Annotated in this window: 26 protein-coding genes; 20 read left to right on the forward strand and 6 right to left on the reverse strand. The window is 67.8% G+C overall.

Annotated features, from left to right (window positions below):
- Window positions 1-19: 19 nt before the first annotated feature.
- A complete protein-coding gene (locus B2363_RS08720; RefSeq protein WP_181755324.1) occupies window positions 20-259 on the reverse strand; it encodes a helix-turn-helix transcriptional regulator in 240 nt (79 codons plus the stop codon).
- A 382-nt stretch (window positions 260-641) separates the two neighbouring features.
- Between B2363_RS08720 and B2363_RS08725 the strand changes: the two genes are divergently transcribed.
- Both B2363_RS08725 and B2363_RS08730 read left to right on the forward strand, forming a co-directional pair.
- The gene (locus tag B2363_RS08725; protein WP_181755325.1) at window positions 642-908 is read left to right on the forward strand and encodes a type II toxin-antitoxin system Phd/YefM family antitoxin; all 267 of its coding nucleotides are present in this window, start codon (window positions 642-644) and stop codon (window positions 906-908) included.
- The gene (locus tag B2363_RS08730; RefSeq protein ID WP_181755326.1) at window positions 905-1,180 is read left to right on the forward strand and encodes a type II toxin-antitoxin system RelE family toxin; all 276 of its coding nucleotides are present in this window, start codon (window positions 905-907) and stop codon (window positions 1,178-1,180) included. The genes B2363_RS08725 and B2363_RS08730 overlap by 4 nt, the downstream gene beginning before the upstream one ends.
- A gap of 29 nt (window positions 1,181-1,209) precedes the next feature.
- On the opposite strand, the gene mobF is transcribed toward B2363_RS08730, so the two are convergent.
- Window positions 1,210-3,825 carry a MobF family relaxase gene (mobF, locus tag B2363_RS08735; RefSeq protein ID WP_286929770.1) on the reverse strand — a complete coding sequence of 872 codons (2,616 nt, stop codon included), beginning with the start codon at window positions 3,823-3,825 and terminating at the stop codon, window positions 1,210-1,212.
- A 589-nt stretch (window positions 3,826-4,414) separates the two neighbouring features.
- Here mobF and B2363_RS08740 point away from each other — a divergent pair.
- From B2363_RS08740 to B2363_RS08765, 6 genes are all read left to right on the forward strand, one after another.
- Window positions 4,415-5,665 (forward strand): hypothetical protein, encoded by a 1,251-nt coding sequence (locus tag B2363_RS08740; protein ID WP_286929659.1) that lies wholly within the window; start codon window positions 4,415-4,417, stop codon window positions 5,663-5,665.
- A 9-nt stretch (window positions 5,666-5,674) separates the two neighbouring features.
- On the forward strand, window positions 5,675-6,343 hold the full coding sequence (locus B2363_RS08745; RefSeq protein ID WP_286929660.1) for a hypothetical protein: 669 nt from the start codon (window positions 5,675-5,677) through the stop codon (window positions 6,341-6,343).
- A gap of 909 nt (window positions 6,344-7,252) precedes the next feature.
- Window positions 7,253-8,439, forward strand: a protein-coding gene (locus B2363_RS08750) for an IS3 family transposase (protein ID WP_286929661.1) whose coding sequence is annotated in 2 segments (ribosomal slippage) — window positions 7,253-7,531 and window positions 7,534-8,439 — 1,185 coding nt in all. Because the reading frame shifts where the segments join, the coding sequence is not laid out codon by codon here.
- Window positions 8,440-9,064: 625 nt separating this feature from the next.
- Window positions 9,065-9,355 carry a hypothetical protein gene (locus B2363_RS08755; protein WP_181755329.1) on the forward strand — a complete coding sequence of 97 codons (291 nt, stop codon included), beginning with the start codon at window positions 9,065-9,067 and terminating at the stop codon, window positions 9,353-9,355.
- 212 nt (window positions 9,356-9,567) lie between these two features.
- On the forward strand, window positions 9,568-9,939 hold the full coding sequence (locus B2363_RS08760; RefSeq protein WP_286929662.1) for a hypothetical protein: 372 nt from the start codon (window positions 9,568-9,570) through the stop codon (window positions 9,937-9,939).
- 527 nt (window positions 9,940-10,466) lie between these two features.
- Window positions 10,467-10,865, forward strand: coding sequence for a hypothetical protein (locus tag B2363_RS08765; RefSeq protein ID WP_286929663.1), 399 nt, complete (start codon window positions 10,467-10,469; stop codon window positions 10,863-10,865).
- Window positions 10,866-10,913: 48 nt separating this feature from the next.
- Here the strand turns inward: B2363_RS08765 and B2363_RS08770 are convergent, their stop codons facing one another.
- Window positions 10,914-11,504 carry a DUF1269 domain-containing protein gene (locus tag B2363_RS08770; protein WP_286929664.1) on the reverse strand — a complete coding sequence of 197 codons (591 nt, stop codon included), beginning with the start codon at window positions 11,502-11,504 and terminating at the stop codon, window positions 10,914-10,916.
- A 167-nt stretch (window positions 11,505-11,671) separates the two neighbouring features.
- Here B2363_RS08770 and B2363_RS08775 point away from each other — a divergent pair, with 167 nt between their 5' ends.
- Window positions 11,672-12,805, forward strand: coding sequence for a peptidoglycan-binding domain-containing protein (locus B2363_RS08775; protein ID WP_286929665.1), 1,134 nt, complete (start codon window positions 11,672-11,674; stop codon window positions 12,803-12,805).
- A 19-nt stretch (window positions 12,806-12,824) separates the two neighbouring features.
- Here the strand turns inward: B2363_RS08775 and B2363_RS08780 are convergent, their stop codons facing one another.
- Window positions 12,825-13,172, reverse strand: a complete 348-nt coding sequence (locus tag B2363_RS08780) for an ArsR/SmtB family transcription factor (RefSeq protein ID WP_181755333.1) — start codon at window positions 13,170-13,172, stop codon at window positions 12,825-12,827.
- A gap of 106 nt (window positions 13,173-13,278) precedes the next feature.
- On the opposite strand from B2363_RS08780, the gene arsM reads away from it, so the two are divergent.
- From arsM to B2363_RS08795, 3 genes are read left to right on the forward strand one after another with little or no spacing between them, the layout of a single operon-like run.
- Window positions 13,279-14,046 (forward strand): arsenite methyltransferase, encoded by a 768-nt coding sequence (gene arsM / locus B2363_RS08785; RefSeq protein WP_286929666.1) that lies wholly within the window; start codon window positions 13,279-13,281, stop codon window positions 14,044-14,046.
- Entirely contained in the window at window positions 14,043-15,113 is a 1,071-nt protein-coding gene (gene arsB, locus B2363_RS08790; RefSeq protein ID WP_286929667.1) for an ACR3 family arsenite efflux transporter, read from the forward strand. The genes arsM and arsB overlap by 4 nt, the downstream gene beginning before the upstream one ends.
- Complete coding sequence (locus tag B2363_RS08795; protein ID WP_286929668.1) at window positions 15,110-15,553, forward strand: low molecular weight phosphatase family protein; 444 nt, start codon at window positions 15,110-15,112, stop codon at window positions 15,551-15,553. Before arsB ends, B2363_RS08795 begins: the two co-directional genes overlap by 4 nt.
- A 9-nt stretch (window positions 15,554-15,562) precedes the next feature.
- Here B2363_RS08795 and B2363_RS08800 read toward each other — a convergent pair whose 3' ends face one another.
- A complete protein-coding gene (locus tag B2363_RS08800) occupies window positions 15,563-16,945 on the reverse strand; it encodes an MFS transporter (protein WP_286929669.1) in 1,383 nt (460 codons plus the stop codon).
- 110 nt (window positions 16,946-17,055) lie between these two features.
- Here B2363_RS08800 and B2363_RS08805 point away from each other — a divergent pair, with 110 nt between their 5' ends.
- A complete protein-coding gene (locus tag B2363_RS08805) occupies window positions 17,056-17,514 on the forward strand; it encodes a winged helix-turn-helix transcriptional regulator (RefSeq protein ID WP_286929670.1) in 459 nt (152 codons plus the stop codon).
- Window positions 17,515-17,611: 97 nt separating this feature from the next.
- A complete protein-coding gene (locus tag B2363_RS08810) occupies window positions 17,612-18,031 on the forward strand; it encodes a DUF7144 family membrane protein (protein WP_286929671.1) in 420 nt (139 codons plus the stop codon).
- 94 nt (window positions 18,032-18,125) lie between these two features.
- Here B2363_RS08810 and B2363_RS08815 read toward each other — a convergent pair whose 3' ends face one another.
- Window positions 18,126-19,037: a LysR family transcriptional regulator gene (locus B2363_RS08815; RefSeq protein WP_286929672.1), complete on the reverse strand. Its 912-nt coding sequence runs from the start codon at window positions 19,035-19,037 to the stop codon at window positions 18,126-18,128.
- A gap of 148 nt (window positions 19,038-19,185) precedes the next feature.
- On the opposite strand from B2363_RS08815, the gene B2363_RS08820 reads away from it, so the two are divergent.
- The 6 genes from B2363_RS08820 to B2363_RS08845 are packed head-to-tail and all read left to right on the forward strand — an operon-like array spanning window position 19,186 to window position 24,267.
- Window positions 19,186-20,217, forward strand: a complete 1,032-nt coding sequence (locus B2363_RS08820) for an ABC transporter substrate-binding protein (protein ID WP_286929673.1) — start codon at window positions 19,186-19,188, stop codon at window positions 20,215-20,217.
- 10 nt (window positions 20,218-20,227) lie between these two features.
- Complete coding sequence (locus tag B2363_RS08825) at window positions 20,228-21,040, forward strand: ABC transporter ATP-binding protein (protein WP_181755346.1); 813 nt, start codon at window positions 20,228-20,230, stop codon at window positions 21,038-21,040.
- A complete protein-coding gene (locus B2363_RS08830; protein WP_286929674.1) occupies window positions 21,033-21,875 on the forward strand; it encodes an ABC transporter permease in 843 nt (280 codons plus the stop codon). The genes B2363_RS08825 and B2363_RS08830 overlap by 8 nt, the downstream gene beginning before the upstream one ends.
- 19 nt (window positions 21,876-21,894) lie before the next feature.
- On the forward strand, window positions 21,895-23,247 hold the full coding sequence (locus B2363_RS08835; protein ID WP_286929675.1) for an LLM class flavin-dependent oxidoreductase: 1,353 nt from the start codon (window positions 21,895-21,897) through the stop codon (window positions 23,245-23,247).
- The gene (locus B2363_RS08840; RefSeq protein ID WP_286929676.1) at window positions 23,240-23,764 is read left to right on the forward strand and encodes an NAD(P)H-dependent oxidoreductase; all 525 of its coding nucleotides are present in this window, start codon (window positions 23,240-23,242) and stop codon (window positions 23,762-23,764) included. The genes B2363_RS08835 and B2363_RS08840 overlap by 8 nt, the downstream gene beginning before the upstream one ends.
- Window positions 23,761-24,267, forward strand: a complete 507-nt coding sequence (locus B2363_RS08845; RefSeq protein WP_181756218.1) for a flavin reductase family protein — start codon at window positions 23,761-23,763, stop codon at window positions 24,265-24,267. The genes B2363_RS08840 and B2363_RS08845 overlap by 4 nt, the downstream gene beginning before the upstream one ends.

Raw genomic sequence — 24,267 nt, forward strand, 5'->3', positions numbered from 1 at the left:
GGTGACGTCGGCGAGGGATTCAAGGCAAGCGCGGGTGGTTGTGGATATCTCGGGCGCCGGCCTGAGCCTGTTGATGAAGCCAGGACATGACTTCGCTCTTCCAGTAGCGGACGCACCGGCCCACGCGGAACCCAGTGGGGCCTTGGCCGAGGTGGCGCCAGTAGCGTAGCGTCGCGACGGGTACCCGCACGACGGCGGCGACCTCGTCGATGCTCCACAGTTCGTCCCCGTCGTGCAGGTCGATCTCGTTGATGGTCATGGTTCTTCTCCTTCGGTTCGGACCGTGCTCTCGTATGGCCAACACGGGCTGGAGAGAGCCATCGGTGCTCTGCTGCGGCCAATCTCTCCCACCCGCATTCCGTCATCCATGAGTCAGCCGTACACCCGAAATCGCGGACAACCCCTGCGAACACCCCCGAACACCCGGTCCGGGAGAGGGGCGTCCGCACGGCGTTCGCGCAGGTCAGAGGCCGTCCGCAAAAAAGTTGAAGAAATCTGTCGAGCTCGCCACGCGAACACCCCCGAACACCCCCTGTTCGGGAATATCTTCGCCAGGCCCTTGTTTCGGCGTTCGTGTCGCCGTTCTGATCTGGCGATACCGCGATCTACGGAATGGCCAGAAGTTGGGCTACTATCGAGTCATGCGAACCGTACCGCTCAGTGAGGCCAAGGACCGACTTTCCGCCTTGGTTGACGAGGCCGACAGCACCCACGAGATCATCCGGATCACCAAGCATGGGCGCGAGGCGGCGGTGCTGATGTCAGCAGACGACTTGGAGTCTCTGCACGAGACGATCCATGCGCTGTCGACGCCCGGGCTCGTCGAGGATCTGAAGCAGGCTCAGCGCGACTACGAGGCCGGCGAGACCGTCGCCGGTGAGGACGTGCGCGCCCGGTTCGCTCGATGACCGATGAGCCGTGGCGGGTCGAGTTCTCGGCTGCCGCGGTGCGGACTCTGGATCGACTTCCGCACAAGATCGCCGTCGCCGTGGTGGAGTTCTGCACCGGAACCCTGCCCCAGGACCCGTACCGGATGACGAAGCCGCTGCGCTACGAGCTCGAAGGCTGGTCGGTCGCCCGACGCGGTGACTACCGCGTGACCTTGAGGATTCTGGACGACGACCACTGCCTGCTGATCGGCCGCATCGAGCACCGGTCGACCATCTACCGAGGCCCCTGACCGCCTGGGGCCTTGAGCCTCGGCGCTAGTCAGAGCCCAAGGTCGGGACCGGGCGGCCCTCCCGTCCCTGCGTACCGCCGCTGCTCGAGTGTTCGCCGGACTTCACGATCGCGTGTCTGGCGGTCGTGGGGGCGCGGGTGGTCGTACTTCGCGGCCTCGGCCGCCGCCTGCTTCGCCGCGTGGGCGGGACCGAGGTCGGCCTGCTCGCGTCCGAACATCTCGACCCACCGCTGCCGAGCCTGCGCGGGGTCGTCGGCGATGAGGTGGGAGACGTTGGCGTGCCGGCCGCGGGTCATCGCCACATAGGCGGCCATCGCGTTCGTGGAGTCCCCGACCGAGAAGTGTGCTGACGGAACGGTCATCCCTTGCGCGCCGTGGACGGTCGCCGCGTGGGCGAGCTCGACGAACTCGCTCACGTAGGACGCGGGCAGAGTGCGAGCGCCAGCGTCGCCGACGACCCGCAGACTCCCGTCACCACCAAGTGCGGTAACGGTCCACGCTTCGCGATTGGCCACCTTGAGGTCGCGGTCGTTGCGGCGGGTCGCGATCCGGCTGCCGACGAAAACCATCTCGCCTTGGACGCCGACGGCGAGACAACGGTTGTCGCCGCCGATCCGGTGGTTCGACACCAGGGCCCGGGTGATCTGCCAGTTCAAGGCGCTCACGCTCTGGCGGTCGTCGGCCATCACCAACGCCCCGCCTGCGGCCGCGTCAACCAACGCCTTGGTCCGGGCCTCCTCGTCGCTGTGCAGGCGGATCTGTCCCCGCGCAAGGAGTCGGTCGAAGACCGCTTCCGGGTCGGCGCCTGTCCGCATTGCCAAGGACAACTCGGCATAGGCCGGATCGGAGAACCGGTGAATGGTGTCCAACGTCAGCCGTGCGGTCGGATGGGCGTGCTCGATAGCCAGGTCGAGAACACCGCCGCGCCCCACGGCGGGCAACTGGTGTCGGTCACCCACGAACGCGATCCTTGCGCCTGCCTCGTCGGCCACCGCGAGCAGCGCGCGTGCGGTGTCCTGGTCGAGCATGCCGGCCTCGTCGACCAGCAACAGGTCACCTCGCAATAGGACCGCGTCCGCTCGCGGGGTGGCCGCGGTACGGGTCCACTGGCCGTCCTCGTCCCATCGGTGGCCGTGCTGATGGGCCAGCCAGGCGGCCGAGAACGCAGCCGCGCCGGTCTCCCTCGAGGCGACCCGGGCAGCCTTCAATGTCGGCGTCACCACCACCATTCGGTGCCCGCTCGACTCGGCGAGCTGCTTCGTCGCGGCCAGCGTCTTGGTCTTGCCCGACCCGGCCGCACCCTCGACCACCACCACCCGGTGGCTGCCGGCCAGACCCCGGACGATGCGGGCCTGTGCCGGGTCGAGCCACTCACCACCGCTGAAGTCCGTCGGTAGACCGACCGTCGTCGCGCGAGCGGCGAGGCTTGAGGTGATGGCGGCCTCGACGCGAAGCACTTCAGGCGAGGTGAGCGAGCGGACGTGGTCTGGGGTGCCGGTGTCGTCGATCAGTGGGACGCACGCCGCGACCACTCGGGCGGTCAGGTCCTCGGCCAACTCGCGCCGCACCGGGCCCGGGGTGACGATGTGCTCGCGGGCGAGGAGCTGCTCGACTTCGCCGCGCACATCGGCGGCGTTCCAGCCGGACCGCTTCGCACCCAGCCGCGACAGCACCGTCTCGATGACGCCATCCCGGTCGAGCTCGCCCGGACGCCTCAGGGCGAGTGGCGCCTCGGTCCGAGGCCGATAGCCAAGCCGGCACAATTCGCTGGCCCACTCATCGACCAGCACCGCCCCGTCGGTTGCGGTCGACTTGTCCGGCCGGGCCTGGGCCCACGCACGTGCGTCCCATGACCTGATCAATCGCCGTCCCGGCTCTTCGCCGGGGTGGGCGGCACGCCAGTCGGACTCGTAGCGGGCGATGTTCTGCCCGATCTGCCGTGCCCGTGCGGAGAAGGCCCCAGCGAACGGACGCAGTTCGACCACCTCACCAGCGTCGTCCAAGGTGAAGCCGTGCTGAGCAAGTGCAGTCCGGAAACCGGGATCGCACATGACCGTCGCGTGGCCGATTCCGTTGATCGCGTCGATCGAGTCGCGCACCCCGACCGTGTGCAGGCCACGCCACTTTTCCTCGGCGAACACTCGCGCGTTGATCTGCAAGTGGAGGTGACGGTGCGGGTCGCCCGCTCGAGAGGTGTAGTGCCGGACCATCGCCGCTTCGATCCGCTCGACCGGCACCTGCACCTGACGTCCCCGCGGGCCGACGCGGGTCGTGGCGTGCTCGGCCAGCCAGCCGATGATCTCGCCCGCCGCCCGACCCAACGCTGCGTCATACGCCTCTGCGACCTCGGGCGACAGTGCCGCCGCCAACGACCATGTCTTCGGACCATTTACAGCCACCTCGACGAACCGCACGGCGTTGGCGTCGTTGCGCAACCTGCCGCGCGGTTCGCCCGTGTCCGGGTTTTGGCCGGCCACCCACGCTTCGTAGGCGTCACCATTGAGGTCACCAGCCCGAATGATGCCGCCCGGCGTGGCCACGTAGCGCTCGGCCAGCCCAGTTCCCTCCGCGAGGTAATAGTCGTCCGCGCGCGAGTGGTCCGCCTCGACGTATCGGCGCGCTGCGGCTGCCGCGCCCCGATACATCTTCACGCCACCACGCACAGTCCATCACCGCCAACCATTCGCCCTTGGAACGCACTCCGGGCCGCCCCAAAAGGGGCGACCCGTGTACGTCCTTCGTAGCATGCGTGCCGCACGAAATGGAACGCTTGAAAGTGACCAGTTTCGTCTGGAAACGGCGGGAAAACCGCGTGCGTCAAACAGTCGACGACGGTCAACGGCAGCCAGCATGAAGCGCAGGGTCGCTACTCCGTGTACGTCGGTGTGTCGAACGAGCGCCGTCGACGACCGAAGTGTGCCCGGTGCGAGCGCAGTTCGCGTGGGTCGTCCCTGGGCAAACTCGTCCCGTTGGACGTCAACGAGACCATCCCGAGGTGCTGCCGGCTCCCGACATCCGCCGCGCCAAGCGCGGCACGCTCTAAGTCCCGGACCCGACGACAATAGACCGAAGCCAGGGCTTTGCGTTCTTGGTTCTATGTCGCTCGGTCCGGTGACCGGCGATCGATGCAAATCTGGACCGCTCTTTTTCGATCTCGCACTCACAGCGGTGTCACGGGTGGCAAACTGCGGTGACCCCGACGTCGAGTCGGGGATTGATTCGAGGGAGCTGCTCGTGCTGGTTCGTCGTCTTGTGGTCTGGTTGACCACGATCGGAGTTTTCGCTGGGCTTGCCGCCGCGGTGTCGACGTCGGCTCAAGCCGAGGAGACGACAGGTGCATTGGCCGGCGGCACGTTCGTCCCGGTGACGCCTACGCGGTTGTATGAGTGGGGCGGAATTGCGGCAAAGAAAGCAACGCCCGCGGCTCCGAAGACTGTCCAGGTAACCGGCGTCGCCGGGATCCCGACAACAGGGGTTTCTGCGGTGGTGTTGGACATCTCCGCGGTGTCGACGACGGGGATCACGAACGTGTACCTGCGTCGAACTGCTAACGAGTCGACTGGTTCGGTGTTGGCGGTTGGTGATGACGCGGGTGTTGGGACGAACACGGCGATCGTGCAGCCTTCGGCGGCTGGGACGGTCACGGTCGCGACGCGCGATCAGCCGGTCGGGTTCAATTTGGATGTGCAGGGCTACTTCACGACGGAGAACGCTGAGGGACAGGCGGGTGGCTTCGTACCGATCACTCCGACGCGGCTGGTGGGGACGCACACTGGCACCGGTCTGCCGCAGGCGAAGCTGAATTCGGGGGTCACGTACACGGCTCAGATTGCCGGGCTGGCTGATATTCCGGCTGATGCGACGGCGGTGTTCGCGAACGTGCGGGTGGTCAACACCAGTGTTGATGGTGCGGCGTGGATCCAGGCGGCGGGGTCGACGATGTCGGGCGGGGTGACCACGGTGAGCTACGAGGCGGGGGAATCCAACGACACCGGCATGACCATCAAGCTCGGCACTGGCGAGACGAACGCAGGCAAGATTGGGATCAAGCTCCGTGACGGGGTTGGGGACGTGATCATCGATGTGCAGGGCTACTTCACCGGTGCTGGTGAGTCCGGGGGCGGGTTCACTCCGGTCGTGCAGACTCACATCTACGACTCGCGGCCGTCCTATGGCGGGGATGGGATCATCGAGCCCGGCGAGGAACGGGAGGTCCAGATCGCGGGCCTCGGGGGAGTCCCCGAAGACGGTACCGCCGGCTCGGTCGCCTTGACCGTGACCGCGTTGGATTGGACCGCTCAGGGATCACTGTCGGTCTACAACGCCGACCTCGAGAACTCCAACGGCACGTCGAACGTTTCTTGGTACGGCACCTTTACCGGAGAGCCGGAGTACTCCACCAGCATCGTCGAACTCTCTATCGATGGCACCGTGATGCTGAGAAACAACACCACCGGCAACGTCCACGTCATCCTCACTGCCTAAGGCTGGTTCTTGGCTCCAGACCTCTACGAGCCGACCGACTCAGATGACGAGATCGAGCCGTCGGCAGCTGTCCCTCTCGTTGTTCCGCCCTCGGACTCGCAAGAAGACTACGTGATAACGACGACGGACGAGCTTGGCAACGAGGTCACCTTCGAGCCCCAGTTGGAGGATGACTTCACAGGCTTTGCTACGCCACAGTCTGTGGGAGGTGGATTCTGGGATGCGGTTTGCGGATCTGACTCGAGCACAGCGAATAAGTACAAGATTGTCCGAAAATACAAGCGATCCAACGCTCACTCGCGTATGCAAGGGAAGTACGCGAAGATGTACTGCGGTAAACGGACCTCGACTCCGGATGAAAGCAAATTTGGGATCCGGCACATTCGAGATAAGCACAAGTACGAGTTCGACCAATGGGCGGAGATGGAGCTCGATGGCCGCAATTGGGGTAACTGGATGCACTGGGCCATTGGATGGACGCTAAAGGCTCCGGACGTCCGGACAGTGCAAAGTAGTAAGCGGTACTGCTATCAGCATCGATTCTCCTTCAAGGCTCCGAACGGTACCGTCACTAAGCAGGATATCGTCGTCATTCTTGGACAGACCGGGGTCAGGATCATGACATCTTTCCCGCCAAAGGATCGTGACTATTGTGTCGGGCGCGGTGAGGAGTTCTGAGTAAGGGAGCATCGATGGACCGCAGGCCTACTATCCGATTCTTTTGGGATTTCAGCGTTCGTGTACCGCTGTGGATGGACGACGGCCTGGTCGGTCAAGAACCTGCGTGGCTACGCAACCATCTGGGACTGAGTGACGAGCTCATAGCCGATCTCTCTGATTGGGGTTCAGTCATGTGCGACGCCGATGAAAACGAGGATAATGACCTCCCGCCTGACATGGAGGCTCGAGCAGATCGGCTCGTGTCTCGGCTGCGGTCAGAGATCGGTGACCGATATCTGATTGTCCGCCTCGAGGATTAGCGAACCGTCCGCCACCGGCGATGTTGATCCCGTCCGGTTCGGCATTGTCGACTGACGCATTCGTTGCACCTGGGAGGCGTGTGTCACGCGTGTGCGCGCGAGTTTCCGGACGTGGACTGAGTCTTGGTGACGAGAATGCTGGCGCTAGGAGCTCGATCCGGGGCGTCTAGTTCGGAGTCCTCGCTCCTTCAGCAATGCGCGCACAGCCCAATCAGAGATGCCGAAATCGGCGGCCACGGTCTTCATGCCCATGCCGGACAGGTAGGGATGGACGATGAGGTCGAGCGTGACGGGATCGAATCGGTGGACGAGGCGCTGCGATCGGCGTCTCGGTCGCAGCGCCTCGACTCGGGTCTGCTTGCTGGCTTCGACGGCGCTGAGCCCACGTCGCGGTGAGGTGAGCCTGTTTCGAGTAAGTTCTCAGTACGCGCACCAGAACGAGAAAGCCCCTGACCTGCAGAAGTCCGCAGAGCAGGGGCTTTGTCGTGTCCGGGCGCGCTGTCAGTCCGGCCGTCCACCGCCTCCAATCTGTGCCGTTCGGGACTGCCCAGAGTCTGGTTGATATCTGACTTGTGAGGATTTCGATCCTTGCTGGAAGGATGTTCACGTGCCGAAAGCGTTTCCCATCGAGTTCCGCAATGACGTGGTCGCGGTCGCCCCCAAGGGTGAGGCGTCAATCGCTCAAGTCGCGAAGGACTTCGGTGTCTCCGAGTCGTGTCTTCAACGCTGGCTGAAGCTGGCCGATATCGAGGACGGCAAACGTCCTGGTGTCACTGCCTCTGAGGGCGTCGAGCTGCGCGAGGCCCGCAAACGGATCCGTCTGCTCGAGCAGGAGAACGAGGTCCTGCGCCGTGCGGCTGCATATCTGTCTCAGGCCAATCCGCCGGGAAAATAGTCTTCCCACTCGTTCGCGAGATGGCCGCGAACGGTGCCCCGATCAGGGTGCCGGTCGCGGTGGCGTGTGGGGTCCTCAAACTGTCTCGGCAGGGCTATTACCAGTGGCTCGCTGAGCCGTTCTGTCAGCGGGACTGGGACGACGCGCACCTGATCAACGCCGCGTTCGACGCCCATGCCGAGGATCCGGGGTTCGGGTATCGCTTCATCGCCGACGAGCTCGCCGACCAGGGCTTCATCGCGTGTGAGAACCGTGTGTGGCGGTTGTGCTCGATCCAGGGGATTTTCTCGAACCATTCCAAGAAGCGTGGCCCGAACCGCAAAGCAGGACCGCCGGTTCATGACGATCTGCTCGCAACGATCGACCATCACGGCCGGCCGAGGCGGGACTTCTCCGCGAGCAGGCCGAACGAGAAGTGGCTGACCGACATCACCGAGCACCACACGGGCGAGTGCAAGCTCTACTTGTGTGGGATCAAGGGCTGCTACTCCGGTCGGATCGTCGGCTACTCGATCGACTCTCGGATGAAGGCGTCGGTGGCGGTCTCAGCGCTGCGCAACGCGATCACTCTGCGAGACCCGTCCGGCACGATCGTTCACTCCGACAGAGGCAGCCAGTTCAGGTCGAAGAAGTTCGTCCGCGTCCTGAGGTCCCACGATCTGGTCGGGTCGATGGGCCGAGTCGGGGCCTGCGGCGACAACGCCGCGATGGAGAGGTTCTTTTCGCTGCTGCAGAAGAACGTGCTGAACACTCAGCGGTGGCAGACCCGCGAAGAGCTGCGCCTCGCGATGGTGACCTGGATCGAGACCAAATACCACCGCAAGCGACGTCAACGCCGGCTGGGCAAGCTCACACCGATCGAGTTTGAGACCATCTACCTGGCCGCTGACGCGGCCTGAAAACTGTCAACCATTGGTGTCAACCGAAGGCCGGACAGTCCCGATCTCAGTCCGTCTCTCGCTGATGCGCCGGTGGTGGTCGGTATGGTTCTCCGTTGGAGAGGCACACCAGTGATATCGACTTTCTTAGAGTTCTTGGGCGAATGGGTGCTCGGGAAACTCACGCGGCACCCCGACGCAAAGGCGGCCCGATCGGCGTACAAGCGCGCCTTGGGCCAGCCTCAGGAGTTTCGAATTGCTTCGTTCCGCGCCGCGCTGGCGGCTGAGGGCGTCACGCTGGACCGCGACATCGAAGGCCAGTTGCACCACTCGCTTTCCGCGAGTGTTCCGACCCGTCGTGCCTGCGCGTTGTTCGAGTAAGGGGTACTCATGACATCTGGGTTCGTCTTGATTGGGGTGGGGTTGGTCATTTTGGCCGTGGGAAGGCTTCGAGATGCGAGACCCGGGTTTAGAAACGTCGGTATCGCCGCACTCGCTGCGGGCGCCGTCGTGCTCGTTCTCGAGTTGGCTGCCGGCTAGATCCCTGCTGACCATTTCGTGACGAGGCGCGTGTCCGCGGATCGCTAAGCGGCGATGTTGCACTTCTGATCGCGACGGGCGCGGCTTTGACCCTAAGGAGGACCAGATGCCGCCGGTGAATCGCGATGAGGCCGTCATCGCCAAGGCGCTTGATGACGGTTGGATCTGTGTGTTCACGGACTTTGAGCCCGCGCAGGGCTACCTGGAGGCGACCGATGTGGTCGACGGGTTGTGGGGCACGTTCTATCGGTTGGACGGGGAGATGATTCGCCCTGAGGTGAATGAGTACGGATGGATCGTGCGCCTCATGCCGACGGGTAGCTACGACTTGGCTGGCTTGAAGGCGGAGCTTGGCCACCTACGCTGCCGACCAGGGCTTCGATTCAGATGGCTCTGATCCTTCGGCGTTCGTCAATGAGTACTGGCAAGGCGAGTGGGCAGCGCGCTGGCCCCGATGGCCGAAGTGGCTCGACAGATGAATGCACGGGACCGGGCCGTCACGCTTGTGAGTGGCACAGACCTCGGGTCCGGCGGAAGGGGGGGGCAGACCGAGTTGTACCCGCGCCGGTGAGGCATCCCAAGCGGGTGTGACGACGATCTAGGAGGGTCATGATGTTTGGGTTCGGTCGAAGCCGCCAACCACGAGAGTTCGTTGTGCCACCCGACCTTGCAGTGTTCGATGGTGGGCTCGCCGTCCTTTCGCGCGACGGCGAGTTCGCCGGCCACGTTGCGAGCGAGGTCTGGTCCTTCGTCACGCCATTCGCGCCCAGGACCAAGCAACCATGGGTGTGGTTCGTGATCGTGTGGCAATCTGGCGAGAAGGAGACAAAAATCGAGGAGTATCCGCCGTGGACGTATGTGGCGGAGATGCTGGATGGCTTCATCGAGCTCGATGGCGATCGGTATGGCATCGACTGGGTAGCCGCGGAGCTCGTCCCCTCTGAGAGGGAGCGGATTGGCATTCGCCCGGAGGACTTCTGAGCATGCGATCCGAAGCAGCACAGTGCAACGCGCTGGGGCCACACTGGGGCCACACGGGGCCACGAAATCACTCGATTCCGTCAATGACCTCCGATCTTCGAAAGTGCCTCTGACCTGCGCAAACGTCACTTTTCAACGTCGTTCCTACACTCCTTGAACGAACTCTCAAGGCGGTAGCGCGGGTTCGAATCCCGTCGGGGCTACCAGCGAAAAGGCCCCCGATCCTCGGATCGGGGGCCTTTTTCATGTCCGGCCAGGAGCCCGGTGCCACACACTCAAGCCCGGATACGGATGCTCACGTCTCGATATCCGCATCCTGCTGCGCTGAGCATGCGGGTGCTGCAAGGTTTGCGCTACCGGATCTCAGCTGTGAGGGAGGCCCTGCGATGAACCATGCGATTCGCTTGCGTCGGAGTCCGTTGTCGGTTGTTGGCACGTTCATCGCCACGCTTGGCATGACATTCCTCCTGTCCGCGTGCTCAGCGGAGACCAACGGCGTGGTGGCTGTCTCTCGGATCGGTTCGGGCATGGAGCTGCTGATCGTGCCCTGTGAAGGTGGGCGAGCCGAGCGAGTCACCTTGCACGACGTGTCAGAGATCGACAGCGGGAAGGTCGACACCCTCGGGCGACTGGTTCGGACTCACGCGCCTGACGGAGTGGTCGAGCTCAGCCCGTCGAACCCCGGCGCGGAGTGGTCCGGGTCCTGGGTCGACAAGATCTCGGAGCTCCAGCCAGGCGTTCCCTACGACGTCGGGGCCTATGGCGACCAGCTCAACACCGAGGACACCACCTTCACCCGTGCCGATCTCGAAGGACTGGCCGAGGGGACGTGGCTGTACCCCGATCCCGAAACGCTGGGCCTGCTAACCGCATCCACCGCGCAGGAAGTGGCCGACGAAGCGTGCGAGTACTACGAGAGCCTCTGAACATGGGCGGAGGCTCCCACCTCGTCACGCTGGTCAGGCAGTCCCGTCTCAGGCCTTCTCGCTCTCCGAGTCGGACTCGGCCTCCTTCGCCGCGGCCTTGATGTCGCGGGCCGCCACGTCGTCGACCGCGGACTCGACGATGGCGTCGGCCAGCGCGAGCGCCTTGCGGATCTCGACGGCGCCGGGGTCCGAGACGAGGGCCACGATGCCTGAATGTCCCGGCTCGATGGCGGCCTCCAGCTCGTCGGACAGCTCGCTGCGGTTGCGGAGCTGACGGGCCTTGCCCACCGCCGCGCCCATGGCGCCCACGGCGGCAGCACTGCCGAGGATCGACGGCGGGAAGACCAGGCCCAGGGCCACGCCGCCGACGAGTCCCCACGTGAGGCCGCGGCGCGTGCTGTGGTCGGTGGCCTTCTGGATCTCGAGCTTTCCGTCGGCCTCCCGCTTCACGACGATGACTCCCTCGAGCTCCACGGAACGACCGTCCTCGGCGGCCTTGAGCGACTCGTAGGCCTGCCAGGCGGTGCTGGTGTCGGCGAAGTCCGCGATGAAGAGCGTGTACGCGCCATCGGTGACGGCCGCGGCGACGACCTCGGTCTCGCTCGTGGTCTCGGCGTCGGCGTTCTGGTTCTCTGACATGGGTTCTCCTCGGGTGGATGGAGCGCGGAGTCACGACGCTAGTCCACGACCCGGGTCGGATTCCTCACCCACAAAAGCCGTTGTCGACGGTCGAGGAGCCCGCTACGTTGACCGCGGAAGCCAGGAGGCCCGCCATGCCACGAGTCGCGAGACGACGAGACGCCCACTTGTTCCGAGCGCCCGCGGCACTCGCGGCGGCTGCGCTGATGCTCGCCCTGGCGGGCTGTGGCGAGGGGGAGGCCGACGATCCGGTGAAGGCCGCAGAGGCTCACGTCCAGGCCAAGGAGAAGGCCCTCGACGACGCCAAGGCCGACTTCGAGGAGAAGTCGGAGGAGTTCTGCGGGGCGAGCGAGGACTACGTCACCTCACTCGACCGCTACGGCGACGTGCTCACCGAGACCACCACCACCGTCGGCGACGTCCGGGACGCCGGCGTGGAGCTCGAGAAGCCGCGCGACGAGGCGATGGAGGCGGCGGAGACGGCCGTCGAGGCCCAGCTGGCCGTCGCGGATGCGAGGCAGGAGCTGGCCGAGGCCGAGGTGGCCCTGGCGCTCGCGAAGGATCCGTCCGCCGAGACGCCGGCCCCGGCCCCGGCGCCGAGCAGCCCCGAGCCGTTGGCGCCCGCGGCGACGGTTGACCGCGTCGAGCAGGCCGAGAAGCAGTTCGCCACCGCGCAGGAGGGCATCACCGACGCGACCCCGCTGTCGCAGGCCTCGCAGCAGTTCAACGCCGCCGCCGTGGCTCTCGAGATGTCGTGGCTGCGGCTCTTCGCCGATGCCGGCTGCCTCAGCGACGAGCAGGCGGTGCAGGCCGAGTCCGCGGTCCGCGAGTACACCGTGGCGTTGCAGCAGTCGTTGTCCGACGCGGGCTACTTCGACGGCGAGGTCGACGGCGTCTACGGTCCGTCGACGGTCGACGCCGTCAAGGCCCTGCAGCAGGCCAGCGAGCTACCGGTCACCGGAGTCGTCGACAAGGCGACGGCCGCTGCGCTCCAGGCCGACCTCGCCGCGCAGGGCGGGGCGAGCGCCCAGGAGGACACCGCGTCCACGGCCGTGCTCCAGCAGACCCTCAGGCTCGCCGGCTTCTGGGACGGGCCGGTCGACGGTGAGTGGACACCGGAGCTGACCGACGCCCTCGAGGACTTCCAGGACGAGCTGGGCGTCGAGTCGACCGGCACCGTCGACGCGGCCACGGTCGCGGCGCTGGAGAAGGCGATCGCCGAGGCGCAGGAGGAAGACGAGGAGTCGCCGAGCCGCACTTCCGTCACCGCGAGTCCGTCGGCCAGTCCTCCGTCCGACTAGCGCTCGGGCGACCGGGCCTTCAGGGAGTGAGGGCGGCGCCGAGCGACGCGAGGGTCTCGTCGACGACCCGGTAGAAGGCCCAGCGGCCACGCTGCTCGCGCGTCACGAGGCCGGCGTCGACGAGCTGCTTCATGTGGTGCGACACCGTGGGCTGGGAGAGACCGACCGGCTCCGTCAGGTCGCAGATGCACGCCTCGCGGTCCGCTCCGGCCGCGATGATCGACAGCAGCCGGACGCGGGTGGGGTCGCCGAGGGCCTTGAACATCCTCGCCAGCCGCTGAGCCTCCTCGACGTCGAGGACACCGCCCGTGACGGGCGAGCAGCAGGCGGTCTCGTCGGCCAGGGGAAGCGTCGTTCGGGTGGTCATGGACTCATTCTGCCAGACGTATTGACAAACGTCGATACATCGATGAACCTCGATACATCGACATCCGCCTATACGATCGTGGATGCACTGAGGCAGAGGAGCGGTCATGACCACCACGCAGAAGTCCCCGCAGGACGTCCAGGAGGAGGTGCGTGCCCGGTACGCCGAGGCCGCACTGAAGGTCGAGGGAGACGGCTGTGGTGGCTCGTCGTGCTGCGGCGGAGCCGTGGACGTCGACGAGTCCTTCGGCGCGGTGCTCTACGACAGCGACCAGCAGCAGGAGCTGCCGGCGGAGGCGGTCGCGGCCAGCCTCGGCTGCGGCAACCCCACGGCCGTCGCCGCCCTCGCGGAGGGGGAGCGCGTGCTCGACCTGGGCTCCGGTGGCGGCATCGACGTGCTGCTCTCGGCCCGCCGCGTGGGGGAGTCCGGATTCGCCTACGGCGTGGACATGACCGACGAGATGCTCGACCTGGCCCGCGAGAACGCCACCAAGGCCGGCGCGACCAACGTGGAGTTCCTCAAGGGCACCATCGAGGACGTGCCGCTGCCCGACGCGTCGGTCGACTTGGTGATCTCGAACTGTGTCATCAACCTGTCGGTCGACAAGCCGAAGGTGATCGCCGAGATGTACCGCGTGCTGGTGCCCGGCGGCCGGATCGGGATCTCCGACGTCGTCGCCGAGGACCACCTCGACGCCGCCGCGCGGGCCGATCGCGGCTCGTACGTCGGCTGCATCGCGGGCGCGCTGTCGCGCTCGGAGTACCTCGAGGGGCTCGCCGCGGCCGGATTCGTCGACGCCGAGGTGGAGTTCACCCACGAGGCCGTGCCCGGCATGCACGGCGCCATCGTCCGCGCCACGAAGCCGACCGCATGACGGTGGACGCACCCGTCGGGCAGCGGCTCTCGACGCTCGATCGCTTCCTGCCGGTGTGGATCGGCCTGGCGATGCTCGCCGGCCTGGTCCTCGGTCGGGCCGTCCCCGGCGTGGCGACGGCGCTCGACGCGGTGACGGTCGGCTCGGTCTCGCTGCCGATCGCCGTGGGCCTGCTGGTGATGATGTACCCCGTGCTGGCCAAGGTCCGGTACGACGAGGTCGGCGCGGTCGCTCGCGACACCCGCACGATGGTGCTGTCGCTGGTCCTCAACTGGCTGATCGGACCGGCGCTGATGTTCGCGCTCGCGTGGCTCCTGCTGCCCGACCTGCCCGAGTACCGCACCGGACTGATCATCGTGGGGCTTGCCCGCTGCATCGCGATGGTGATCATCTGGAACGACCTCGCGTGCGGCGACCGGGAGGCGGCGGCGGTCCTGGTGGCGGTCAACTCGGTGTTCCAGGTGTTCGCCTTCGCGCTGCTGGGCTGGTTCTACCTCGACCTGCTGCCGGGCTGGCTGGGCCTGTCGTCCTCGGGCCTGGACGTCTCGCCGTGGCAGATCGCCGGGAGCGTGCTGGTGTTCCTGGGCATCCCTTTGGCGGCCGGGTACCTCACCCGCGTCGTGGGCGAGCGCCGCCGCGGGCGCGAGTGGTACGAGGAGCGCTTCCTGCCGAGGCTGGGGCCGTGGGCGCTGTACGGCCTGCTGTTCACGATCGTCCTGCTGTTCGCGCTCCAGGGCGACCAGATCACCCGGCAGCCGCTCGACGTCGCCCGGATCGCGGTCCCGCTCGTGCTGTACTTCGCGATCATGTGGGCGGGCTCGCTGTGGCTCGCGCGCCTCGCGGGGCTGGGCTACGCCCGCTCGACCACGATTGCGTTCACGGCCGCCGGCAACAACTTCGAGCTCGCCATCGCCGTGGCCATCGCGGTCTACGGCGCCACGAGCGGCCAGGCGCTGGCCGGCGTGGTCGGTCCGCTGATCGAGGTTCCCGTCCTCGTCGGACTCGTCTACGTCAGCCTCTGGGCGCGCCGCTTCTTCCCCGACACCCGAGCAGGAGTCACCCCATGAACGCATCCCATCAGCCCCAGGTCGTCTTCGCCTGCGTCCGCAACGGCGGCCGCTCGGTGGCGGCGCGCCTGCTGACCGAGCACTACGCCCAAGGGCGCGTCATCGCCCTGTCGGCGGGCACGCAGCCGGGCGAGCACGTGCACCCCGAGGTCGCCGCCGCGCTTGAGCAGCTCGGCCTCGACACCTCGCGCGAGCACCCGAAGCACCTGACGCGGGACATGATCGCCGCGAGCGATCTGGCGATCACGCTCGGTTGCGGCGAGGAGTGCCCGTACGTCCCCGGGGTCACGTACCGCGACTGGCCGGTCGAGGACCCGGGCGGCCAGGACGAGGCGACCGTGCTCCGGATCATCGCCGACCTCGACACGCGGGTCCGCGACCTCCTCGGCGAGATCGCGCCGGATCTCGAGTTGGCTCCGTCGGTCACAAGCGCGCGCTGACGCGTCCGCCTAGACGCTGAGGGTGTCGGGGTCGCGCGCCGGACGCATGAACACCGTCGTGCTCGCTGCCACGAGGCTCGAGACGGTGACGGCGAGCCACGCCCCGCTGAAGTCGTCGACCAGCACGCTCGCGCCCGTGATCGCAACCAGGATCGAGACGCCCAGGGCAGAGCCGACCTGACGTGCGGTGTTGATGATCCCCGTCCCCGCGGCGAACTCCGAGGACTCCAGGCGGCTCGTCCCGGCCGCGAGGAAGCCGACCTGTCCGGAGCCTGCGCCAAGCCCGGAGACGACCATGCCCGCGAAGAACACCGGGAGGGAGGTCGTCTGCGAGTCCAGGAGGAAGAGCCAAAGCAGGCCGGACAGCGCGAGCAGCAGGCCGCCCACGGCGGCCAACAGCCGCGGGGACATGTCCGTGCGGCCCATCGCCACGGCGGTGACCCCCGCCGTGAGTGGCCCGAGCGAGAAGATCAGGCCTGCGGTCAGGGGATCGAGGGCCCAGACGCGGGTCAGCATGAGGCTGCCTCCGAGCAGCAGGATCGCGAAGCCGACGAAGTACGTCGCGATGCCGAACGTCGCCCAGGCGAACGTCGCATCCTTGAACACGCTGAGGTCCAGGGCGGGCACGGGCTGCGTCAGGCACCGGCGCGTGAACCAGGCCAGCGCGATGGCGGAGACCGCGAACAACGCCAGGAGACCGGGGTCGGTCAGGCCGCGGTCCCTGACGTACGACAGGCCCGCGACCAGTGTTCCGACGCTGAGCGCGAGGAGCGCCGAGCCCGCCAGGTCGGGCACCCGCGTCTCCTTCTTCGGGGTCTCCGTCAGGGTGACGGACGTGGCCAGCGCGACGAGGATGACCGGGAGGCTGATGAGGAAGATCCACCGCCAGTCCACCTGCGTCAGCGCGCCGCCCAGGATGGGGCCACCCGCGGCGGCCACCGACCCCACGGCGGTCCACACCGCCAGCATCGACGTGTGACGCGACACGGGGGACGAGGCCAGCAGCAGGGCCAGCCCGGTCGGGACGAAGAGGGCTGCCCCCATGCCCTGCAGCCCGCGTGCCGCGATGAGCACGAACACGTCGCCCGAGAGCGCGGCGCCGAGGGCGCCCACGGCGAAGACGGTGAGCCCCAGCCGGAAGAGCTTCCGCCGCCCGAACTTGTCGGCCAGGCGGCCGGCCGGCACGAGGAGTGCCGCGAAGACCACCGCGTACGCGTTGATCACCCACGACATCGTCTGGGGAGCGGCCTCCGGGAAGTCCGAGCTGATGGCCTCGAAGGCGAGGTTGATGACGAACAGGTCCATCGCGAGCAGCACGGCGGCGCAACTGACGGCGACGGCGGGCAGGAAGGTTCCGCCGGAGCGGGGGCTGGCGCGCAGGGAGTCGGTCACGGTCGCAGCCTAGAAGGGTGACTTGCTTGAAGCAAGTGAGTAGCATCGTCGGCGAAGGAAGGTGAGGGCTCGTGGCGCTGCGCTCGGACTGGTCAGGCAAGGCGTGCCCGATGGCACGGGGGATCCACGTCCTCGGCGACCCCTGGGTCCTGCTGGTCCTGCGCGAGCTGTTCGCCGGGGCCACCCGCTTCGACGAGCTGCGCGACCGCACCGGGGCCGCCGACAACGTGCTCACCAAGCGCCTCGCCGACATGGTCGAGGCCGGTCTCATCGTGCGCGAGGCCTACCGCGAGGGTCCGAGGCCGAGGTACGACTACCGACTCACCGAGGCCGGCGCGGACGCACTTCCGGTGCTCCACGCCTATGCCCTTTGGGCCGAGAAGCACGATCCGCCTGCCGAGGCGTCGGGCCGCCTGCGCGTGATCTGCCGCAGCTGCGGGCAGCAGAGCACGCAGGGCGAGTCGTGCAGCTCCTGCGGCGCAGCGCTGACCACCGACAACGCGGCCTGGGTCAGGCCGGGCTCCACCAGTGCGACGCCGCGGCCACTCTCCGGACCCGTCGGGTCATGACCGTTTCCCGGTGCCTGCCGGGACTCACCCCTGCCGGACGAGTCCGCGGGCTCGTCGTGGTGCGAGAGTTCCACGGACGACAGATGGAGGAGTGCAGATGAGCGACTACCGAGCCCCCAAGCCCACCGAGCGGGAGGCCGCGATCTCGTCCGGCGTGATCGGCTTCGCGGGCGCGATGCTGGCGACGGTCGGCGTGTTCCAGGTCCTGGCCGCGATCTCGGCCCTGGCGAAGGACGACCTGTTCGTGGCCGGGCAGGAGTACGTCTACCAGCTGAGCGTCACGGGGTGGGGCTGGATCCACCTCGTCATCGGCGGCCTCGCGATCGCCGTCGGCGTGTGTCTCCTGCTGGGCAAGCCGTGGGCCGTCCTGACCGGCGCGGGGCTCGCGGCGATCGGCGCGATCGTGTCCTTCGCGTGGATGCCCTACTACCCGTGGTGGTCGGTCGTCATCATCGTCTTCAACGTCGTCGTCCTGTGGGCCACGGTGACGCAGATGAACGCGCGCGACCGCCGCTGAGGTTCGCGGGTCAGGCGACCCCCGACGCACGGATCTTGTACCGGTTCAGCCCGGATATGGGCTGAACCGGTACAAGATCGGTGCCGCGTGGACCTCAGGCGCGCGCGCTGACCCGGCGGGAGCCGTGGTGCACGAGGAGGTCGAACAGGTCCTGGGCCGCCTTCGTCGGCCGCACGCCCCGTCGCCTCAGGATCGCCATCCGGATCACGGTGCCCTCGTCGTCGATGGGCCGGAACTCGATGGCGCCCCGGGTCTCGAGCGGGTCGTCCAGCAGGGTGAAGTCGGGCATGAGGGAGACGCCGATCCCCGACGAGACCATCTGCTTGCAGACATCGGCGCTGTCGGCGGTGTGCCACTTCAGGGGCGGTGAGTCGCCGAAGACGCGGTGTGCGACGCGGTGCATGAGGTACCCGGCCCGCGCACCCACGAAGACCTCCTGTCGCAGGTCGTCGACCGTGACCGTGGACCTCTGCGCCAGCGGGTGGTCGCCCGGCAGCACCGCCATCGGCCGGCCGTGGAAGAGCTCGGTGGCGACGAGGTCGGGGTGCACGTCGTCGCCGGGGAGCAGCGTGACGAGCCCGATGTCGAGCGACCCGTCCCGCAGGCCGTCGCGGACCTCGCCGTGGCGCAGCTGGCGCAGGTCGACGGAGGTGTGCTCGTCCTCGAGCTCGCGGCTGCGCATCGCGGGCAGCACGATCGACGTGACGCCGAAGTAGACGCTGCCGACCCGGGTCGGGCGGTGGAACTGCGACTCGCCCCGCGCGGCAGCGCGCAGGCGGTCGGCGGCGTCGAGGACCTCGAGGATGCGGGGGAGGAGCTCCTGGCCGGTGCCGTTGATCCGCGTCCCCGAGCGGTGCCGGTCGACCAGCGTGACGCCCAGCTCGCGCTCGAGCTTCGTGACCGCCTCGCTGAGCGCCGGGAGCGAGACGTGCAGGTGCTCCCCGGCGCGCCGCAACGAGCCCTGCTCGCTGACCGCCCTGACGTATTCGAGCTGCTCCAGTCGCATGCTCACCTCCCCGTTGACCGGTGAGGCTACGTGAACGGCAGCGCCTGTCGGGTGATCTCCCGCGTCGTGAGACGAGGCGGTCGGCGATGCCCGGATTCGTAGCGTCGTCGTCACGCAACAGCGCCCCTCACGAGAAGAAGGCACCCGCATGAATCACGTCCGAACCCCACGCTTCACCCGCACCCTGGTCGTCACCGTGGCCGCTTCACTCGCCGCGATGGGCCTCGGCGCCTGTGGCAGCGCCGGCGCGGACTCGGGGCAGGAGGAGACCACGATCCGGTACCAGAGCTACGCCGGAGCCGTGGACGCCTTCCTGCTCGCGGACGCCCTCGGCGAGTTCGAGGGACTCACGCTCAAAAGGGTCGGTGACATCACCGGCGGCCCGCAGGCCCTCCAGGCACTCGTGTCCGACCAGACCGACGTGGGCGGCTCCGCCTTCTACGGCGCGATCGCCCAGCTCGTCGCCACGGGGGCGCCCATCAAGGCCGTCATCCCGTTCTACGGATCGAACGAGGCGACGAACTCGGCCGTCTCCGTCCTGGAGGAGTCGGACATTCGGACCGCCCGTGACCTCGTCGGCAGGAAGATCGCCGTCAACACGCTCGGCGCGAACCAGGAGGCGGTGCTCGACACCTGGTTCGAGCAGGAGGGCCTCAGCCAGGCCGAGCAGGACAAGATCACGCTCGTCCCGCTGCCGCCGCTCAACACGCCCGAGGCGCTCGGCAGCGGCAAGGTCGACGCGGCCGTCCTGAGCTTCACCGCCAAGAAGCAGACCGAAGCGCAGTACCCCCTCCGCACGCTCGTGCGCGACATCGACGTCGTCGGCGAGCCGTACGCCGGCGGCGGCATCACCCTGCGCGAGGAGTTCATCGAGAAGAACCCGAAGACCTCGCGCCAGATCGTCGAGGGCGTCGCCGCGGCGATCGAGTTCCTCGAGACCCACGACAAGCAGGAGGTCTTCGACGTCTACTTCCCGTACCTGGAGGAGGAGGGCTACGGCGACTACATCGAGCCGATCAGGGCCAACTTCCCCGGCACGCTCGGCATCGACGCCAAGCCCGTCATCACGGACGAGGACATCCAGCGCTGGGTCGACTGGCTCGACAGCCGTGGCGACATCGACGCCGAGGACATCGACGTCAAGGACGTCTACACCAACGAGCTCAACCCGAACGCCTGAGGAGGCAGCCATGAGTTCACGCATCGAACTGAGGAACGTCGGCCAGACCTTCTGGGTCCGTGGCGACGAGGACAAGAAGCTGCGCGAGTTCGTCGCGCTCGACGGGCTCGACCTGGACATCCGGGCGGGGGAGTTCCTGACCCTCGTCGGGCCGTCGGGCTGCGGCAAGTCCACCGTGCTCGACCTGATCTCGGGGCTCTCCGCGCCGACCTCGGGCTCCATCACGGTCGACGGGACCCCCATCACGGGCCCCGGCCTGGACCGCAGCGTCGTCTTCCAGCAGTACACCCTGCTGCCGTGGCGCAGTGCCCAGGCGAACATCGAGTTCGCGCTCGAGGCCAAGGGCGGACTGTCGAAGGCGCAGCGTGCCGCGACCGCTCGCGAGTACCTCGACCTGGTCGGACTGAGCGAGTTCGCGGGCCGCTACCCGCACGAGCTGTCCGGCGGGATGAAGCAGCGGGTGGCCATCGCGCGCAGCCTGTCCTACCAGCCGCAGGTGCTGCTGATGGACGAGCCGTTCGGCGCCCTCGACGCACAGACTCGCGAGCGGCTCCAGGAGGAGCTGGTCCGGATCTGGCAGCACACGGGCACCACGGTCGTGTTCATCACGCACGACATCGAGGAGGCGGTCTTCCTCGGCCAGCGGGTCGCCGTCATGAGCGGGCGACCGGGGCGAATCAAGGAGATCGTCACGGTCGATCTCGACCGGTCGCTCGCCCAGGACGAGGACGTCCGGGCGACGCCCGAGTTCGCCGCGCACCGGCACCACATCTGGTCGCTCCTGCGTGAGCGGTCCACCGCGAAGGAGCTCACCCATGTCTGACCTGCTCACCGAGAAGACGCAGGCCCGGCCGAACCCGCGTCAGGAGGAGGCCGCCCGCGCGAAGGGCGCCTCACTGCGCCGCACCCGCACGGTCGCCGTCACGCGCGGCGCCGCCGGACTCGTGGCGCTCGCCCTGGTCTGGGAGTTCGCTCCGCGATGGGGCCTGGTGGATCCGTACTCCATCCCGCCGCTCCACGTCGTGCTGCAGGAGTGGTGGTCGATGGTCCTCGACGGCGAGCTGTGGAGACACGTCTCGGCCAGCCTGAAGCGGTCCGTCGTCGGGTTCTCGCTGGCGATCGTCCTGGCCATCCCGCTGGGTGCGGCCATCGCCTGGTACCGGCCGGTCCGCGAGTTCTTCACCCCGTCCCTGGAGCTGTTCCGCAACACCGCGGCGCTGGCGATCCTGCCCGTGTTCATCCTCCTGCTGGGCCTGGGGGAGACGTCGAAGATCGCGATCGTGCTCTACGCGTGCTTCTTCCCGATCCTGCTGTCAACGATCGCGGGGGTGGCCAGCGTGGACGCCCAACTGCTGCGCTCGGCACGCGTGCTCGGCCTCTCGCCGGTCGCGACGTTCCGCAAGGTGGCGTTCCCCGCCGCCGTGCCCACGATCTTCACCGGCATCCGGATCTCGGGTGCCGCGGCGATCCTGGTCCTCATCGCCGCCGAGATGATCGGCGCGAACGCGGGCCTGGGCTTCCTCATCAACTACGCGCAGTACAACTTCCTGATCCCGAAGATGTACGCCGCCATCCTCACCACCTCCCTCCTCGGCGTGGCCGTCAACTACGGACTCGTCGCCCTCGAGCGCCGCTTCTCCCAGTGGCGCGCCGCCTGACCTTCGAAAGAGAGACACCATGACCCGCCAGCTCAGCCTCAACGCCTTCCTCCACGACACCGGCCACCACGAGGCCTCGTGGCGCCACCCCGACTCGGCCATCGACCGGATCCACGACATCGACTTCGACACGGAGAACGCCCGGATCGCGGAGGAGGCGAAGCTCGACGCGATCTTCTTCGCCGACGCCCCCGGACTGTGGGGCGCCACGCCCTTCCGCCCGGCAGGGCACCTCGAGCCGATCACGCGGCTCGCGGCCATCGCCGCGCGGACCGAGCGGATCGGCCTGATCGCCACCGCGTCGACCACGTTCTACGACCCCTACAACCTGGCCCGGCTGTTCTCCTCGCTCGACACGATCTCGAAGGGCCGTGCCGGCTGGAACATCGTCACCACCCAGTCCGAGGCGGTGGCGCGGAACTTCAGCCTCTCGGAGCTGCCCAGCGCGTCCGAGCGCTACGTCCGCGCCCAGGAGTTCATCGACGTCGTCACCAAGCTCTGGGACAGCTGGGAGGACGACGCGATCCTCGCCGACCGCGAGTCGGGCCGGTTCTTCGACCAGGAGAAGGTCCACGCGATCCACCACGTGGGCAACCACTTCCAGATCGAGGGACCCCTGTCGCAGCCCCGCTCGCCGCAGGGCCGCCCGGTCTACGTCCAGGCCGGCTCGTCGAACGACGGACGCGCCTTCGCGGGCCGCAACGCCGAGGCCATCTTCACGGCCCACCAGACGATCGAGGACGCGCAGGCCTTCTACGCCGACATCAAGTCGCGCGCCGTCGCGTTCGGCCGCTCGGCCGAGGACGTCAAGATCCTGCCCGGCATCAGCCCGTTCGTCGCCGACACGCGCGCCGAGGCCGAGGAGCTGCAGCGGTACGTCAACTCGCTGACCGTCCCGGCCTACGGCATCGCGCAGCTCGAGGGGCTGGCCGGCGTCTCGCTGGCCCACCTCGAGCTCGACGAGCCCGTTCCGGTGGAGGTCTTCGGGCAGGCCGGGGACGTGCTCGACAACAACCGCAGTCGCCTTCAGGTGATCGCCAACATCGTCGAGCGCGACCGTCCGACGCTGCGCGGGCTGCTGCACCGGCTCGCGGGGGCCCGGGGTCACAACGTCGTCGCCGGCACCCCGACCGAGGTCGCGGACATCATCACCGAGTGGTTCCAGAACGGTGCTGCGGACGGCTTCAACGTGATGCCCCCGCTGTACCCGCAGCTGCTCCAGGAATTCACGCAGAAGGTCGTCCCGATCCTGCAGGACCGCGGCCTCTTCCGCACCGAGTACACCGGCTCCACCCTGCGCGACCACTTCGGTCTCGCGCGCCCGGAGTCGCTGTACGGCGCGGACGCGAACGAGGAGGCCCACGTTGTCTGAACTCGAAGGACTTTCGTCCGTCAGCACCGCGGTCGTGGTCGGCAACCCGAAGTCGGCGTCTCGCACGCTGACCGCCGCGACCCACGTGGCGCGCGAACTGTCCGGGGCCGAGCCTGACCTCGTGGTCGACCTCGCCACGCTGGGCCCGGCCGTCCTCGACTGGGGGTCGACCGAGGTCGCCGAGCTGGTCGGCCAGGTCGGTCGGGCCGACCTCGTCGTCGTGGCGTCGCCGACCTACAAGGGCACCTACACCGGCCTGCTCAAGGTGTTCCTCGACCGGTTCGCCGGTGGCACCGGACTGCGTGGGCTGGCCGTGCCGTTGCTGCTCGGCGCCGGGCCGGCCCACGCGCTGGCCCCCGAGCTCACGCTGCGGCCGGTCCTGACCGAGCTGGGGGCCACGGTCCCCGGGCGGGGCCTGTTCGTGCTCGACTCCCAGTACGGCGACGCGGCCGCCTACGACCCGTGGCTGGACGCGACGCGGCCTTGGGTGCGCTCGGTGCTGCAGGCGGCGACATGACCGCGTTCTTCCCCACGAACCAGGACCTCGATCCGGGACGGCTGCGCTCGGCCTTCGGGAACTTCCCGACGGGCGTGGTGGTGGTGGCGGCCGAGGTCGACGGTGCCCCCGTCGGCCTGGCCGCCAGCAGCTTCACCAGCGTCAGCCTCGATCCGCCGCTCGTGTCGATCAACCTGGCCGCGACGTCGAAGACGTGGCCCGACCTGAGCCGGGCGGACCGGCTGGGCGTGACGGTGCTGGCGAGCCACCACGGACCGCTGTGCCGCCAGCTGGCGGGGCCGGTGGAGCACCGCTTCGAGGGGATCGACTACAGCGTCAGCCCCGGTGGAGCGATCTTCATCGACGACGGGATGGCCACGTTCGACACCACGATCCATCGCGAGGTGCCGGCGGGCGACCACATCCTGGTGCTGCTGGAGCTGCACGCCGTGGATCACCGCGTCGACGGCGGGCCGCTGCTGTTTCACCGCAGCGTGTTCGGCCAGCTGGCCGTGGCCGAGTAA

Origin of the sequence: Aeromicrobium sp. UBA7512 (genome assembly GCF_002476985.1) — a bacterium.
GTDB lineage: Bacteria > Actinomycetota > Actinomycetes > Propionibacteriales > Nocardioidaceae > Aeromicrobium > Aeromicrobium phoceense.

Excerpts from the sequence above, each read along its gene's own strand:
- B2363_RS08725 (WP_181755325.1), top strand. The coding sequence starts at position 642 with ATGCGAACCGTACCGCTCAGTGAGGCCAAGGACCGACTTTCCGCCTTG.
- B2363_RS08730 (WP_181755326.1), top strand. The coding sequence starts at position 905 with ATGACCGATGAGCCGTGGCGGGTCGAGTTCTCGGCTGCCGCGGTGCGG.
- B2363_RS08765 (WP_286929663.1), top strand. The coding sequence starts at position 10,467 with ATGGAGCTGCTGATCGTGCCCTGTGAAGGTGGGCGAGCCGAGCGAGTC.
- B2363_RS08770 (WP_286929664.1), bottom strand. The coding sequence starts at position 11,504 with ATGTCAGAGAACCAGAACGCCGACGCCGAGACCACGAGCGAGACCGAG.
- B2363_RS08795 (WP_286929668.1), top strand. The coding sequence starts at position 15,110 with ATGAACGCATCCCATCAGCCCCAGGTCGTCTTCGCCTGCGTCCGCAAC.
- B2363_RS08830 (WP_286929674.1), top strand. The coding sequence starts at position 21,033 with ATGTCTGACCTGCTCACCGAGAAGACGCAGGCCCGGCCGAACCCGCGT.
- B2363_RS08845 (WP_181756218.1), top strand. The coding sequence starts at position 23,761 with ATGACCGCGTTCTTCCCCACGAACCAGGACCTCGATCCGGGACGGCTG.
- B2363_RS08825 (WP_181755346.1), top strand. The coding sequence starts at position 20,228 with ATGAGTTCACGCATCGAACTGAGGAACGTCGGCCAGACCTTCTGGGTC.
- B2363_RS08760 (WP_286929662.1), top strand. The coding sequence starts at position 9,568 with ATGATGTTTGGGTTCGGTCGAAGCCGCCAACCACGAGAGTTCGTTGTG.
- B2363_RS08720 (WP_181755324.1), bottom strand. The coding sequence starts at position 259 with ATGACCATCAACGAGATCGACCTGCACGACGGGGACGAACTGTGGAGC.
- B2363_RS08780 (WP_181755333.1), bottom strand. The coding sequence starts at position 13,172 with ATGACCACCCGAACGACGCTTCCCCTGGCCGACGAGACCGCCTGCTGC.
- B2363_RS08815 (WP_286929672.1), bottom strand. The coding sequence starts at position 19,037 with ATGCGACTGGAGCAGCTCGAATACGTCAGGGCGGTCAGCGAGCAGGGC.
- B2363_RS08805 (WP_286929670.1), top strand. The coding sequence starts at position 17,056 with ATGGCACGGGGGATCCACGTCCTCGGCGACCCCTGGGTCCTGCTGGTC.
- arsB (WP_286929667.1), top strand. The coding sequence starts at position 14,043 with ATGACGGTGGACGCACCCGTCGGGCAGCGGCTCTCGACGCTCGATCGC.
- arsM (WP_286929666.1), top strand. The coding sequence starts at position 13,279 with ATGACCACCACGCAGAAGTCCCCGCAGGACGTCCAGGAGGAGGTGCGT.
- mobF (WP_286929770.1), bottom strand. The coding sequence starts at position 3,825 with ATGTATCGGGGCGCGGCAGCCGCAGCGCGCCGATACGTCGAGGCGGAC.
- B2363_RS08820 (WP_286929673.1), top strand. The coding sequence starts at position 19,186 with ATGAATCACGTCCGAACCCCACGCTTCACCCGCACCCTGGTCGTCACC.
- B2363_RS08835 (WP_286929675.1), top strand. The coding sequence starts at position 21,895 with ATGACCCGCCAGCTCAGCCTCAACGCCTTCCTCCACGACACCGGCCAC.
- B2363_RS08755 (WP_181755329.1), top strand. The coding sequence starts at position 9,065 with ATGCCGCCGGTGAATCGCGATGAGGCCGTCATCGCCAAGGCGCTTGAT.
- B2363_RS08810 (WP_286929671.1), top strand. The coding sequence starts at position 17,612 with ATGAGCGACTACCGAGCCCCCAAGCCCACCGAGCGGGAGGCCGCGATC.